At 63.1% G+C, this 14144-nt stretch carries 13 protein-coding genes; 11 read left to right on the forward strand and 2 right to left on the reverse strand.

The genetic code is table 11. The features are described 5' to 3' along the window. The first annotated feature begins 2 nt into the window (after positions 1 to 2). Positions 3 to 2195: a family 1 glycosylhydrolase gene (locus HZ994_13185; GenBank protein ID QTN33226.1), complete on the forward strand. Its 2193-nt coding sequence runs from the start codon at positions 3 to 5 to the stop codon at positions 2193 to 2195. Here HZ994_13185 and HZ994_13190 read toward each other — a convergent pair whose 3' ends face one another. Next, on the reverse strand, positions 2196 to 3644 hold the full coding sequence (locus HZ994_13190) for an arylsulfatase (protein QTN33227.1): 1449 nt from the start codon (positions 3642 to 3644) through the stop codon (positions 2196 to 2198). It abuts the gene before it with no gap. A 113-nt stretch (positions 3645 to 3757) separates the two neighbouring features. On the opposite strand from HZ994_13190, the gene HZ994_13195 reads away from it, so the two are divergent. The 10 genes from HZ994_13195 (at position 3758) to HZ994_13240 (ending at position 13018) form a co-directional block, all read left to right on the forward strand. Beyond that, on the forward strand, positions 3758 to 4489 hold the full coding sequence (locus tag HZ994_13195) for a DUF3450 family protein (GenBank protein QTN33228.1): 732 nt from the start codon (positions 3758 to 3760) through the stop codon (positions 4487 to 4489). An 868-nt stretch (positions 4490 to 5357) separates the two neighbouring features. After that, positions 5358 to 5915 carry a MotA/TolQ/ExbB proton channel family protein gene (locus HZ994_13200; GenBank protein ID QTN34397.1) on the forward strand — a complete coding sequence of 186 codons (558 nt, stop codon included), beginning with the start codon at positions 5358 to 5360 and terminating at the stop codon, positions 5913 to 5915. A 128-nt stretch (positions 5916 to 6043) separates the two neighbouring features. Then, positions 6044 to 6577 (forward strand): MotA/TolQ/ExbB proton channel family protein, encoded by a 534-nt coding sequence (locus HZ994_13205; GenBank protein ID QTN33229.1) that lies wholly within the window; start codon positions 6044 to 6046, stop codon positions 6575 to 6577. Beyond that, positions 6577 to 6981: a biopolymer transporter ExbD gene (locus HZ994_13210; GenBank protein ID QTN33230.1), complete on the forward strand. Its 405-nt coding sequence runs from the start codon at positions 6577 to 6579 to the stop codon at positions 6979 to 6981. The genes HZ994_13205 and HZ994_13210 overlap by 1 nt, the downstream gene beginning before the upstream one ends. Positions 6982 to 7111: 130 nt before the next feature. Continuing rightward, positions 7112 to 7819, forward strand: a complete 708-nt coding sequence (locus HZ994_13215; GenBank protein QTN33231.1) for an energy transducer TonB — start codon at positions 7112 to 7114, stop codon at positions 7817 to 7819. Between the two features lie 44 nt (positions 7820 to 7863). Then, complete coding sequence (locus HZ994_13220) at positions 7864 to 9231, forward strand: tetratricopeptide repeat protein (protein ID QTN33232.1); 1368 nt, start codon at positions 7864 to 7866, stop codon at positions 9229 to 9231. 130 nt (positions 9232 to 9361) lie between these two features. Continuing rightward, positions 9362 to 9766 carry a hypothetical protein gene (locus tag HZ994_13225; GenBank protein QTN33233.1) on the forward strand — a complete coding sequence of 135 codons (405 nt, stop codon included), beginning with the start codon at positions 9362 to 9364 and terminating at the stop codon, positions 9764 to 9766. A gap of 119 nt (positions 9767 to 9885) precedes the next feature. Next, positions 9886 to 11931 (forward strand): TonB-dependent receptor plug domain-containing protein, encoded by a 2046-nt coding sequence (locus tag HZ994_13230; protein QTN33234.1) that lies wholly within the window; start codon positions 9886 to 9888, stop codon positions 11929 to 11931. Between the two features lie 78 nt (positions 11932 to 12009). Further along, a complete protein-coding gene (locus tag HZ994_13235; protein QTN33235.1) occupies positions 12010 to 12600 on the forward strand; it encodes a HupE/UreJ family protein in 591 nt (196 codons plus the stop codon). Positions 12601 to 12667: 67 nt separating this feature from the next. Further along, positions 12668 to 13018 (forward strand): DUF4870 domain-containing protein, encoded by a 351-nt coding sequence (locus HZ994_13240; GenBank protein ID QTN33236.1) that lies wholly within the window; start codon positions 12668 to 12670, stop codon positions 13016 to 13018. Positions 13019 to 13035: 17 nt separating this feature from the next. Here HZ994_13240 and HZ994_13245 read toward each other — a convergent pair whose 3' ends face one another. Next, positions 13036 to 13986, reverse strand: coding sequence for an ADP-ribosylglycohydrolase family protein (locus HZ994_13245; protein ID QTN33237.1), 951 nt, complete (start codon positions 13984 to 13986; stop codon positions 13036 to 13038). Positions 13987 to 14144 lie beyond the last annotated feature (158 nt).

The following is a 14144-nucleotide window of genomic DNA, read 5'->3' on the forward strand; positions in this document are numbered from 1 at the left end:
AGATGGCTTCCGCGCGTAAGGTCGCGGCGGTGTCCGGCTCCCATGATCTGAATTTCCCCGAGGGCTTCCTCTTCGGCACGGCGAACGCCGACCACCAGGTGGAGGCGCATGATCCCTTGCACGAGGATGTATGGGATCTGTGGGAACGCTGCCAGGGGCTGACGCCGCGCGGGAAGGCCACGGATTTCTGGAACCGCTACGAGGAGGACATCGCGGCGGCGGCGGCGATGGGCTGCAAGCTGTTCCGCTTCTCCGTGGCGTGGGCGCGGGTGGAGCCTGAGAACGGGGCGTTCGATGCGGATGCCCTCGCGCACTATGCCAAGCTCGCCGATTGCGTCCGCAGCCGCGGCATGAAGGTGATGCTCACCCTGCACCATTTCGTCTGGCCGGTGTGGCTGGAGCGCGATCACGGGGGGATGATCGGAGCGGGATTCCCTGATCTTTTCGCTAGGTATGCGGACAAGGTTGCGGAGGCTTTCGGGGAGAAAATCGATTGGTGGATCACCTTCAACGAGCCGAGCCAGCTGACCTTCGGCTACATCAAGCCGTGGTGGCAGAGCCGCTATTACATGCCGCCGGGACTGCCGCGCGGATCGCATGTGGACGCGGAGGCGGAGGCTGTCGGGAAACTGGTGCCCAACCTATTCCTCGCCCACGCCCGGGCGCGTGCGGCGATCAGGGCGCGGCGGCCGGAGGCACAGGTCGGAGTCAATCCGCTGGTGACAGGCTTCCCCACCTGGCTGCAGATGCTGCTCGATTGGGGAGCCTGTCACCGGGGCATGGCGGAGGCGCTATTCAAGTTCACGACAAAGGGGGCGCTGGTCAGCGAGCGCGGTGACGTGGATCTGGTGATCGGCGGGATCACGATGGGGGATGAGACGCGCTTTGAGGCGAGCGATCCCTACCTGCGCACCGGCAAGGCGGTGCTGGTGCGCGATGGATACGGAGGTGGCGGGCTTGCCTCGCTTGCCGGGAAAAGGGTGGGGGTGATCGCGATCGGAAACCAGCCGCAGGCATGGAAGCGCGACCTGCCTGCGGATGCCCGCAAGCAGCTTTTCCGGGACTACGATGAAGCCCGTAGTTCGCTGGGCAGGGGTGAGGTGGACGCGCTTTACGGGGATGCCTTTTTCCTCTGCCCTCCGGAGCTGGAGAACCGCAGCCGCTTCCGTTTCCTGGAGACCTGCCTGAGCGAGGAGCACTACGTCGTGCTCGCGCCACACGGCCATGCCCGGCTGTTGGATCAGGTCGATCTCGCGATCCGGGATTTTCTCGATGACCTCCAGGGTTACTGCGATGTTTCATGGCTTTCCGAGCCGAAGGAAATCATCGGCAGCCCGCCGCGCCCCGTTTCCCTCCACGAGGTCTTTTCCGGCACCGACAGCCTCTCCGAAAACCTCACCTCGGCCCGCAGCCTGCGGCGCATCCGGCGCAGGGGGGAAATCCGCATCGGCATACGCACCGACGCCCCGGGTCTCTCCGAGCAATGCACCTCGGAGGGGCTGGAGCTGCGCCTTGCCCGCCGCATCGCCGCCCGGCTCTTCGGCGATGGTTCTCGGCTGCACATCGTTCCCATAGCCCCCGGCGATCGTTTCGGCGAGCTGGAGTCCAAATCGAGCTGGTTGAACTGGGCATGGCGTTTCTGGGGCACCACCTGCCTGATCGCGAACTCGAACTGGTGGTATCTCGGCATGGCCGGGAAACTCGCCCGGGAGCTGTGTCCGGAGGAGGCGGTCGGTGGGCAGGACTTCATCGGCCTCGATTACTACTGGGGGCTGCCGACACACCGCCTGCACCGCTTCCGGCTGTTGGAGGACGCAGCCCACGGGCGTTTCCTGCGCGCCCCGGTCTGGCCTCGCGGGCTTTTCCACGCGCTCAGGCGCTTCCACCGATGGTTCCCCGGAAAGGATCTGCTGGTAGTGGAAAACGGCTGCCCGCCCTCGGCTGGCGGAGTTTCCCGCAGCGATTACATGCGGGCGCATCTAACGGAAGTGTCGCGTGCCATTTCCGCAGGCATCCCCGTCCGCGCCTTCAACTGGTGGTCCATCACCTCCAACCGCGAGTGGGGGCACCCCTTCGATCCCAACACCGACTTCGGCCTGCTCCACGTCGATCTCGAAGGGGATGAGGGCCTGACCCGCAGGCCAAGCGCAGAGGCGGATCTTTACCGGCGCATCATCGCTGGGGGGGTGCGCTGATCATTTGTCGTCCGGGATGCCGCCGGACTCCATCTGTTCCTTGTACCAGACATGGTAGGGGCGGGTCTTGGACATGGGGGCACCCTCGTTGACCATCAGCGGCCGAGCCTCCCTCCAGAATGTTTCGTAGGCCTCCAGCATTTCCGACGCGATCTCGGCTTGCTCACCGATGACGTTCACCATCTGGCCGGGATCCCTCGAAAGGTCGTATAGCGCATCCCTTCCCACCATGCGGAATTTCGCATTGCGTATGGCGAAGTTCTCCCACTTGGATTTGTCTGGGTCCGCGCCCGTCGGCCAGCGCCCCGTGTGCGTGAAAAGGAAGCGATCCGGCCATGCGGCCTTGTCTTCCCCAAGTAGCGGCCAGAAATCACGCCCCTCCACCTGCTTTTCCGGGAATCCGACGCCTGCGATCCCTGCAAGCGTGGGCAGGATGTCGATGTGAGCGACCACTTCGTTCACCTTTTTCCCGGCCACCGTGTGCCCGTCCCAGCGCATGAAAAACGGCACCCGCACACCGCCCTCATCGGTGCTGCCCTTGTAGCCTTTCATTCCGGCATTGTAGCCCTTGAGTTCCTTGCCGTCCTTGTCTTCGCCAAGCACCGCCCCCTCATCGCCCACTTTTCCCGCCATGCCGTTGTCACTCATGAAAATGAACACCGTTTCCTTCCACAGATCCCACTCGTCCATCTTCGCCATGAGCTTGCCGAGGTTGTCGTCGATGTTCTCGATCATTCCGAAAAACCCCGCCTGCTGGCTGTTGAAGCCCATCTCGGTGAAACGTTTCCTCGATGACTCCGGAGCGATGTACGGGGCGTGCGGCGCGTTGGTGGAGATGTAGGCGAAGAACGGTGCGTCCGTGTCTTTCACCGCCGAGATCCAGCCCGTCGCCTTGTCGAAAAACACATCGGTGCAGAAGCCCTTGGTTTTCACGAACCTGCCGTTGTGGCGGATCACCGGATCGAAATACCTGTTCTTAGGTGCATCCGCACAGGAGCAGTCATAGGCCTGCCCGATCCCGCCCGCGCCGTGGATGAACACCTCGTCGAAGCCGCGGCTTCCCGGCTGGTATTCCTCCTCGTCGCCGAGGTGCCATTTCCCGAAAATCCCGCTCTTGTAACCCGCCTTCGCGAGCACCTGCGGCAGGGTCACGGTCGAAAGAGCCATCCTTTCCCGCTCTAGGATCGTGTGGGTGATCCCGTTCTTCATCGGGTGCCGCCCTGACATGATCGCCGCCCGCGTCGGCGAGCAGGTCGGGCTGACGAGAAACCGGTCGAAGGACGTTCCCGTGTCATGGAGCTTGTCCATGTTCGGCGTCCTGATCCATGGATGCCCGTGCGCACCAACCGGCGCGTAGCCTTGGTCATCGGTGATCACCAAGATGATGTTCGGAGCCTTTCCGAACAGCGCCGTCGAGAACAAAGCGGAGAGTAGGAGGTTTCGTAGCATCACGCATGCTTGCACCCTCCAGCCCTTCCGCCAAGGGCTTTTCGTTTGACCCGCCGGGGATTTGATCCACCATCCCGTGCCTGCTATCAGGGGCTTTCTCCTGCCATCCCGCCATGCTCCGACTTTCATTCATCTTCTTATTCCTGTCCCTCCCCGTCCGGGCCCAGGACGCCGATGCGAACATCATTGAGCTTCGGGAAATCATTTCCAGGATCGTCGATGTCCAGGCTTTGGAATCCGGCGAGCGCCTCGCCTGGGAGGCCAGGAAAGCGGAAATGGCCGCCCTGCTCGAACTCCATCGCAAGGAAATCGCCCTATTGGATGAGGAACTCGCCGAAGCCGGAAAGTCCGCACCCGGCCACGACAGCTCCACCGAATCCATCAGGTACGAGATCGAGGATCTGAAAAACACCCGCCGCCTCGCCTCCGAAGCCGTTGCCCGCAACGTCCCTCGTGCGCTCTCCATCTCCGCCAGTCTCCCCGCACCACTTCTCAGGGAAGTCGATCCGGAGCTAGCCGCCCTGCGCACATGGAAGCCCTCCGGCGACCCCCGCGAAGCGCTCAGCTCCATCCTTTCGCTGATCGGCAAGTCTCAGCAATTCAACCGCCGCTTCACCCGCTCCACGGAAACCATAGCTGGCCGCGAAGCCGAAATCCTCTATCTCGGGCTCGGCTGCGCGTTCTATGCGGACGGCAAGGGCAGCGGCGGCATCGGCCGACCCGGACCCAGCGGATGGACATGGGAGGCGCGTCCGGCCTTGTTCCCCCAGATCCGCTCCGCTTTCGCCAGCCTCGATAAGAAAAGCCCCCCTGTGATGGTCGAGCTACCGCTGGAAATCAGATGAACCCATGCAGCGCTGGCTTTGGTCGGCGTGAATCCCTCCCACTCCAATCTCCCTCTTCAGATCCGTGCCCGTCCGTCTCCATCCGTGGTTCCTATTCTTACTCCTCCTGGCATATCCAGCAGAAGCCCAGACCACCGTCCCCGCCGCCCTCGAAACCGCGAAGTCCGATCTCGCAACAGCCCTCTCCGCCCTGGAAAAAACCCGCACCGCAATTGCGGCGGAGAAACCCGCCCTATCCTCGGATTTCCAGAAAACCGAACTCGAGCTCCGCGAAAAGCGCCGCCTCGCCCGCATCGCGAGGCTCTCGAAGGAAGACCGCGCCGAAGAGCTCCGCCAGCTCCAGCGCGACCTCTCCACCCGCAGCAAGGACGCTGCGTATCTCGCCGGGCTCCTCAAGGACCACGCCCTGAAAACCACCGCCGTCGCCTCGCCCGGCGCACCGCTGCTTGAAATCCCACCCGATATCCTCGCTGCCGAAGCCGGAGTTCCCGCCCAAGCCCTTGCCGACCGCCTCATCATCCTCGACGCCTCCCTGACACGCCTCGAAGCCCTCCTCGGCGGCTCCACCGCACTCGGCCAGGCATCCGATCCCGACGGCGAAATCCTGCCAGGCACTTTCGCCGCCATAGGCCCGGCATCCTATTTCCTGTCCGAAGACAAAACCATCGGCGGGGATGTCATCGCTTCGAAATCCGGCGGCAACCCGCGCTTCGTCCCCGGCTCCGCGGATGCCATCGCAACCCTCATTTCCGGAAAGGAAGCGACCCTTCCCGTCGATCCCACCGGCGGCGATGCCCGTATCCTCTCGGAGATCAGCGGCGGCCCGCTCGATCTCATCCGCAAGGGCGGGCTGTGGATCTGGCCCATCATGTTCCTGGCGCTGCTCTCGCTCGTCTTCGGCCTCATCAAGCTCGCCCGCTTCGCCCGCCTCCGCGAGCCCCGCGACCCGTGGGTCAAGGCCATCCTCGCCGCCCTCCGCAGCGGCGACCGCGACAAGGCGCAGCAGCTCGCCGCCTCCCAGAACCACCCCGCCGCCGCTGTCATGGAAAAGCTCATTGCCGTTTCCGAAAACCCGGCCGACCTTATCGAGGAAACGCTCTACGAGCAGCTCATGGGCGTGCAGGCAAACGCCTCGTCCATGCTACCGGTCATCGCCATCACCGCCGCCACCGCGCCGCTGCTCGGCCTGCTCGGCACCGTCTCCGGCATGATCGCCACCTTCAACCTCATCACCGTCTTCGGCTCCGGCGATCCCAAGCCCCTCGCCGGCGGCATCTCCGAAGCGCTCATCACCACCCTATTCGGACTGGTCGTCGCCATCCCCGCCCTCATCCTCCACGCCTTCCTCGCCCGCCGCGCGCAGGGCATCGTCCAGACCACAGAGCGCCTCGGCCTTTCCTTCATCAACGGCCTCAGGGCAAAATGAATTCCATCAATCCAACCACAGAGACGCGGAGAACACGGAGCCCACATCCCATCATCAGTCACGAAACCACGCCCCTGTGCCCGCCGTGCTAAAAAACCGGCATCCCAAGGGATTTCGAACATAGCGTTTTGAAAACAGCCATCCAGCAAACCCTCCACGAAGGCGGCATCACTCTCTACGCGCTGCTCGCCCTCGCGATCGCGATCTACGCCACCCTCTACGGCGTATGGCGCCACCTCGCTGCATCCCGGAAACTGGCCTTCTCTGACGGCGCTTCCCCTGCCGAAACCCACCGCCAATACGCCGCCTGCGAGCTCGATGAAATGGCATGGGTCGAGCGCCGCCTGCCCTTCCTCGCCATCCTCATCTCCACCGCCCCCCTGCTTGGCCTGCTCGGCACCGTCGCCGGGATGCTCATCACCTTCTCCGGCATGGCCTCGGGCAGCAACGCCCCCCTCGACACCATCTCCACCGGCATCTCCAGGGCCCTCGTCACCACCCAGGCCGGACTCGTCATCGCCATCCCCGCCGCCTTCCTCCTCGCCCTCCTGAAACGCCGCGCCGAAACCACCCACCTCGAGATGCAGCGGCAGCTGCACACACAGCTCGCCGCAAATTCGCAACCTTCCCTGAAAACCGAAACCTTGCACCTAGCAAACTGATGCGAAGATTCCGCCACACCACCAACCCCGAGAACCAGGGCGGCATCGACATCTCCCCGCTCATCGATGTCGTCTTCCTGCTGCTGATTTTCTTCATCGTCACCACCGTCTTCATCAAGGAAACCGGGGTCACCGTCTCCAAGCCCCGCGCCGCCAGCTCCGAAGACCTGGACCGCCAGGCCATCCTCCTCGCCGTCACCGCCGAAGGCCGTGTCTGGCAAGGTGGCCGCGAGATCGGCCACGACGGCGTCCGCGCAGTCGTCTCCGCCCTTCTGGAGGAAACCCCGGACACAGCGGTCATCATCCGCGCCGATGCCGCGGCCCCCACCGAGGACACCGTCCGCGTCATCGACTCCGCAAAGCTCGCAGGCGCCGATTCCGTCTCCCTGGCCACCGAGCGGTGAACCCCAAAATTCCAAGCTTTAAACCCCAAGAAGATGGCTCCGCGCTCCAACCCTTTCATTTCTCCGCTATTCGCCCTACCCTTCACAACCCAAGCCTCTTCGTTGGGGTTTAAGGTTTGAAATTTAACGTTTGAATCTCCGCTCCACCATCACCGGCATCGCCGCCTCCGCCATCCTTCTGGCGGTGTTGGGGATCGCGCGCCTGTTCACGGTCCAGGCGGACATTCCGGATCTCACTGTCCGCGATGTGGAGACCGTGGTTTTCGAGCCCCCACCGCCACCGCCGCCTGCGGAGGAAACCCCGGACACGCCTCCGCCACCTCCGGCGCTCACGGAAGTGAGTGCCATTCCCGATCCCACCCGCATTCCCGTCCCGCTCGCGGAAGTGCCCATGGATATCACCGCACCCGTCGAGGATTTCTTCACCGACCCGGCACCCGCAGCCCTCCCGGCCCCGCCGAAGCCATCACCGCCCAGGCAGCGTGCCGTCTCGGAGCAATTATTCAGGAAGGAGGAAAACTACCGGAAGGCCCCACCCGTTGAAAAATCGCACTACAGCACCGGCGAACTCGACGGCACCCCGCGCCTGCTCCGCCACGGCTCGGCCCCCTTCCCATCGGATCTCGCCCGCAAAGGCGTCAGCCGCGGCACCGTCACCTTCGAGGTCGAGCTCTCCACCTCGGGCACCGTCAGCATCCGCAGCGTCGTCTCCGCCACCCACCGGGAACTCGTCGCGCCCGCCCGCCGCATCGCTTCCGGAGCCCGCTTCACCCCGCCCAGTAAAGATGGCCGACCGGTCAAAGCCATCATGCGCTGGCCCATCGTGATTGAGAAATGAAAGAAATGCCGGGTGATCAGTCATCAGTGAGCAGTGCCAGTCCTATGAAACCTTTCCCAAACATCCGCGTTAATCCGTGTTCATCCGCGGTTCTCTTTCTCGTTACCACATCCCTAGTATTTGCTGCCGAGCCTCTGCCCCTTTCCACCTCCTACTGGAAAGATCCCGCCTTCCTGAGATCCTTCAACGGCTCGTACCGCATCGAGGCGCGCATCGAGCCATCCGTCACCACGGAGGAACGCGGCCTGCTCGTGGAAATCCAGACCCTCATGGCGGCGGGAAAACGCAACGCGGCGCTGGAGAGGCTTTCCACCTCCCCGCTCACCAAAAACTCCGCCGCCCTCACCTTCAACCTCGGCAACCTCCATTTCGAAACCGGCGATATCGAAAAGGCCATCGAAGCCTACCAATCCGCGCTCAACGCCTACCCCTCCTTCCGCCGCGCCCACCAGAACCTCGCCCTCGCCCTCGTCCGCGGGAACAAGCTACCCGAAGCCCTCACCCATCTAACAGAAGCCATCCGCCTCGGGGATTCCAGCGGCAGCACCTACGGGCTATTGGGCTATTGCCGCCTCGCTAGGGAGGAATACGCCAGCGCCCTCCAGGCATACCGCCTCGCACAGGTCACCGAGCCTGATGTGCCGGAATGGAGCGCAGGCATCGCCCAATGCCTCCAATACCTCGACCAGAAACAGGAAGCTGTCGCCCTTCTCGACGAGGTCATCCGCAAGCGCCCGCTCGAAAGCTCCTACTCCGTCCTCCAGGCAAACATCCTGCTGGAACTCAGCAACCCCGAAGCCGCCGTGAAAGCCCTCGAGCTCCCCCACCGCCTCGGCCTCCTCGATCCCGACGCCACACTCCTCCTCGCCGATCTCCACCTCCGCGCCGACCGCAGCGAGGCCGCAGCGAAAACCGTCGCCGCCGCATTTTCCGGGGAGAAAAAACCCGGTGAACCCGCAATCCTCCGCATCATTTCCACAGCCTCCTCCCAGTCCGATTGGCCTCTCGTAAAAGACCTTTTCGAAAAAGCGAAGCAGGAAAAACCAACCCGCCCCCTCCGCCTCGCCACTGCCCGTTATCTCATCGCTTCCGGGGAAAATCCCGCCGCCGGAGCCGAAGAACTCGCCAAACTCCTCCAAGAAGACCCCACCGACGGCCAAACCCTCCTCGCCCTCGCGAAACACCAAGCCACCTCCGGCCAACCCGATTCCGCCCAGCTTCTCCTTGAGCGCGCCGCCACGGATCCCGCCACCGCCTACGAAGCCCACATCGAGCTAGCCCGCCTCCACGTCTCCCAATCCCGCTACGCAGACGCCCTCAAGGCCATCGATTCCGCCCTAGCCCTGAATCCCACCGAAGACCTCCGCACCTACCGCGAAGCCCTCCACAACACACTCTCCGCCTCCGAATAATCCCAATTCCCCCCGATTTCTCCCAAATTGGGATTTCGATTCGCGCGCTCTCTTTCCCCGACTATGGGAACCTGAAGAGTTGGGTTCCAAAACGCCTTGCAAACGCATCCGGCCGATGCAGCCTATCTCCGTGGCAATCTTCCGCAGCGGCAATTTTCGTCTCCTCTACCTCCTGGCGCTGCTCCAGTTGGTTGGGGGGCCGATCATGTTGCTGCAGGTATCGCTGTTTTCCAAGCTCGTGATCCAAGAGGCACCCCGCGTGGGCCTCCTCCAGGCGGTTTCCTTCGCATGGGATTCACCTGAATTCAGGGATGCCCTTGCCGACGCTTCGGTGCCTTGGAAAAACGCGGCGGGAACCACCTCGAAGGAGGACAAGGCAAAGCCGGATTGCCCCGCCGCGCACGACCTTCCATGGAATGCGGATCCGCGGCCATGTCCCGATGATCCCGCCGTCTGCGGGGTGCTGGGTTATTTCCGCATCTGGACGCCGCAGTGGCCGCACGCCCCGCCCGGGCCGCCGCCACGGATGGCATGAAACGCGCGGCCTCCCGCCGCACCAGCAACGAACCCCGCGATTCCGCATTGGGTTCCCGCGCGCACCCATGGTTGGCGTGCGTCCCATCCCTGAACGTTTCAAACACATCCATTTCCAACATGAAGACCAAATTTTACGCACCAATTCTCATCACCATCGTCACGGCGAACCTCCCCGCACAGGAAGAGCCCATCGGGCTGCTCTCGACGCTTGTCGTGAAAGGCAAGTCCGACAGCCTGATCGGCGAGGCCGGCACCGCCTCCTTCGGCACCACGAACTATGAGGAGCTCCGCGAACGCCCCTACCTGCGGCGCGGCGAACTCCTGGAGGTCGTGCCCGGCGTCATCATCACCCAGCACTCCGGCGACGGGAAGGCGAACCAGTATTTCGTCCGTGGCTTCAACCTCGACCACGGCACGGATTTCTCCATCGCGATGGACGGGCAGCCGGTGAACTTCGTCACCCACGCCCACGGCCAGGGCTACGCGGATCTCAATCCCCTCATCCCGGAGCTCGTCGAGAGCGTGGATTACTGGAAAGGGCCGTTCACCGGCCACCTCGGCGATCTCAGTACGGCGGGCGGCGCGAGGTTCAATTTCTTCGACACCCTGCCGCAGGGCATCGCCACGCTTGAGGTCGGCGAGCACAAATTTTTCCGCGGCCTCATCGCGGACACCATAGACCTCTCACGGTCGGGCGACCGCGAAGGCCTGACATACGCATTCGAATACAACCACTACGACGGCCCTTGGGAGCGGGAGGGCAACTCGCAGCGCATCAATGCGTTCCTGAAATATTTCAAGGAAAGCGGCCGGGACAGCTTCAGCCTCACGGCGATGGCGTACGATGCGGAGTGGGACTCCACCGACCAGATCCCGCGCCGACTCATCGAAAGCGGCGGGATTGGCCGCCTCGGGAATTTCGACAACAGCGTCCGCGGCGATTCCAGCCGCTACAGCCTCATGGGCGAGTGGAAGCGCGATGAGACCAACGGCAAGACCCACGCCGATTTCTACGTCGGCAGATACGACCTGGACCTGTTTTCGAATTTCACCTACTTCCTAAGCGATCCGGCTAACGGCGACCAGTTCGAACAGGAGGACGGGCGCTGGTTCCTCGGCGGCGAGGTAAACCGCATGTGGGAGTATGGGAACGGCAGCACCTTCACCGTCGGGTTGCAGACCCGGCATGACTTCATGGACGGCATCGGCCTCTACAACACAGCCGCCACAAACCGCCTCGGTGCGGTGCGCGTCGATGATGTTTACCAGGGCAGCGCCGGCATCTACGCAGCCGCCGACCACAGCGTCAACGACTGGCTCCGCGTCCAGCCCTCACTGCGGGCGGACGGCTTCCATTTCGATGTGGACAGCGACAACCCCGCGAACTCCGGTGCCGAGACGGACGGGATCATCAGCCCCAAGCTGAACCTGATCTTCGGCCCATGGGCGGATACGGAGTTCTACGCCAGCGCTGGCTTCGGCTTCCACTCGAACGATGCGCGCGGCACCACACTCAGCATCGATCCGGTGACAGGCCTGCCCGCCGATCCCGCCGATCCGCTGGTTCGCACCTACGGCTTCGAGCTCGGTGCGCGGACGGAGGCAGTCGGAAACGTGGTCAGCGCGCTCTCCATCTTCTACCTGCACAGCGATTCCGAGCTGATCTACGTCGGGGATGCTGGCGCCGCAGAGGCGGGCCCCGCGACGGAGCGCTTCGGCATCGAGTGGGCGACGTATTGGAAGCCCAACGAATGGCTCACGTTCGACAACGAGCTAACTCTGAGCGAGGGCAGGCTGCTCGGCGTCGGCGGGGACGATGAGATCCCGGGTGCCGTCCCGATCACCATGAGCACCGGCGTGACCTTCGGCGAGGACGAGGGCTTCTACGGCACCCTGCGCTCCCGCTATTTCAGCCCGCGCCCCCTCGTCGAGGACGGCAGCGTGGAGTCGCGCGCAAGCTGGCAGCTCAACGGCCGCCTCGGCTACCGCAAGGACAACTGGCAGATCGCCCTCGACGTGCTGAACATCCTCGGGCGCAAGGACAACGACATCGAATACTTCTACGAATCCCAGCTACCCGGCGAGCTGGCGGGCGTCGAGGACATCCACCTCCACCCCGCCGAACCGCGCACGTTCCGGATCTCCTTCACGAGATATTTCTGATGGGAATGGCAAACCGCCAGCCGGATGGCCTATGTGCTTCCCGGCGGGCGGAAATCCATGCATGGTTTCCGGGCAGACATGCCCCGCATCCCCATCGCCATGCTGATCCTCGCTTCCGCGGGTGCCGTTGCGCCCGCGTATTTCGCCTTGGGCTTCACCCACATCATCCCCCATGGCCCGGATCACATCCTTTTCATCCTCGCACTGTTTTTCCTGACTCGGAAACCCGCGGACCTGCTCTTCCAGCTCACCTTGTTCACCCTCGCCCACTCGCTCACCCTCGGCCTATCGCTCTACGGATTCATCGGCCTGCCGGAGGCGTTTGTGGAAACGGCCATCGCCCTGAGCATCGTTTTCGTAGCGGGGGAAAACCTCTGCAGGGAATCGCTCAGCCCGTGGCGTCCGTGGGTCGTCTTTGCCTCAGGACTTGTCCACGGCCTGGGTTTTGCAAACCACTTCCCCGCCATCCCCAGATCCGCCGGCGATTTCCTCCCCGCCATGTTCGGCTTCAACCTGGGCATCGAGTTCGGCCAGATCGCCGTCGTAGGCATCGCCTACGCCGCGGTCGCCGCCTGGTGGAAGCACGCCAGCTACCGCAACCGCATCGCAAGACCCGCTTCCGCAATCATCGCCCTCTCCGGCCTGTATTGGGCAGCCGTGGCATTCTGACCGGCCTCCTGGCCCATGCATCCAAAGAAAACCTTGCCAGCATAAAGATATGGAAACGCCACCACCCATGCTCCCACAAGCCCCCCCGCCGCCAAGCGCCCGCTCGCAGGGCGACGAGCAACTCTGGATCGTCTTCTGCCACATCTCCCTCCTTCTGGGCATCGGGATCATACTCCCATTGGTCGTATACCTGGTGAAAAAGGACGAATCCCCACGCATCACCCACCACGCCAGGGAAGCTCTCAATTTCCATATTTCCGTCCTGATCTACTCGGTGGTCTGCGCGATCACCTGCATCGGCATCCCGCTCGTTCCCTTCATCGGCATCGCCGCCATGGTGCTATCCATCATCGCGGCGGTGAAAGCCTCGGATCCCTTCCCATACCGCTACCCCCTCACCCTGCGGCTGGTGAACTGACCTGGGGAAAGCCTCCATCACCCCCGTAGCCATTTTTCGGGGACAGAATTCGCCGCGCCGAGGAGTGAGCCGACGACGGCTCCGCGGTGGCAGTTATCGCCGCCGCACATGGCGTTGGCGATGATGCCGGCGTCGAAATCGTCATGGTATTTCCACGCGAGGTAGAGCGAAGCGGGCATGGACTCGGCGATGTAACAGGCAGGGCTAAAGCGCTGGCCGATGACGTAGGTGTCCGGCTGCTCAGACCATTTCTCCGCCTTGGTTCCTGAGATCCAGTCACCGGCTTCCTTTTGGATGGCTTCGCGGAGAGGCATGCCTTCGCGGATGCGGAAAATGAGCCGAGCCAGAGTGTCCGCCGCGCGGAGGACGTTCTGGTGGGCGTGGGTGAGGCCTACGTGTTCTTTCACGGCGGCACGGAGTTCGGGGAGATCGAGTTCGCGAAGCACGAAACAAAGGGTGGGGACCTGCGCGAGGCCGCCGATGTGTTCGTCCTTGATCGAGCATTTTCGGGGTGGTTTTCCATTTGCGTAATGGGTGAAAAATCCACGGTGATATTCCTCGAGATAGGTGTCGCGGTGAGACCCCGGGGTGAGCATGAAATCGATGTAGTGCGCGAGCCACTCGTCGGGATCGTATCCGCCGTTTCGTCCGCAGAGGCGCACTAGCTCTGTGGCGAGCTGGAAGTTCAGGGTGTTTTCCCCAGCCTTGAGGAACTGGTGGTAATGGATGCCGCGCTGTCCCCAGTATTGCGCCTGGTCGTGGAGGATCTCGCCTTTCTCGTTGGGTGAGGTGTATTGGGAACGCCAGAGGATGGAGCCGGTGTGCGGGTTCTTCGGGGCGAGGTAGGAGGTGACCTCGCCGTATTCCGATTTCAGCGCTTCGCGGTCATAGTACCAGTGTACGGGCATGGCGAGGGCGTCGGCGATGAGGGAGCCGAGGTAGGCGTTTTGGAAGGTTGTTTCAGGCATGGTTTTGGGGTCGGCAGTTGGGAGATCTATCGCCACAGAGTTGCAGAGGTACGCTTTGGTTGGGGGATTTTGACCACGGAGCACCCTGAAGGGCATGAAGGCACGGAGGACACAGAGGTTTTGGTTTCGTATCTCTACCTTTCGGAGGACTGGCTCTG

The organism is Akkermansiaceae bacterium (genome assembly GCA_017798145.1).
GTDB lineage: Bacteria > Verrucomicrobiota > Verrucomicrobiia > Verrucomicrobiales > Akkermansiaceae > Luteolibacter.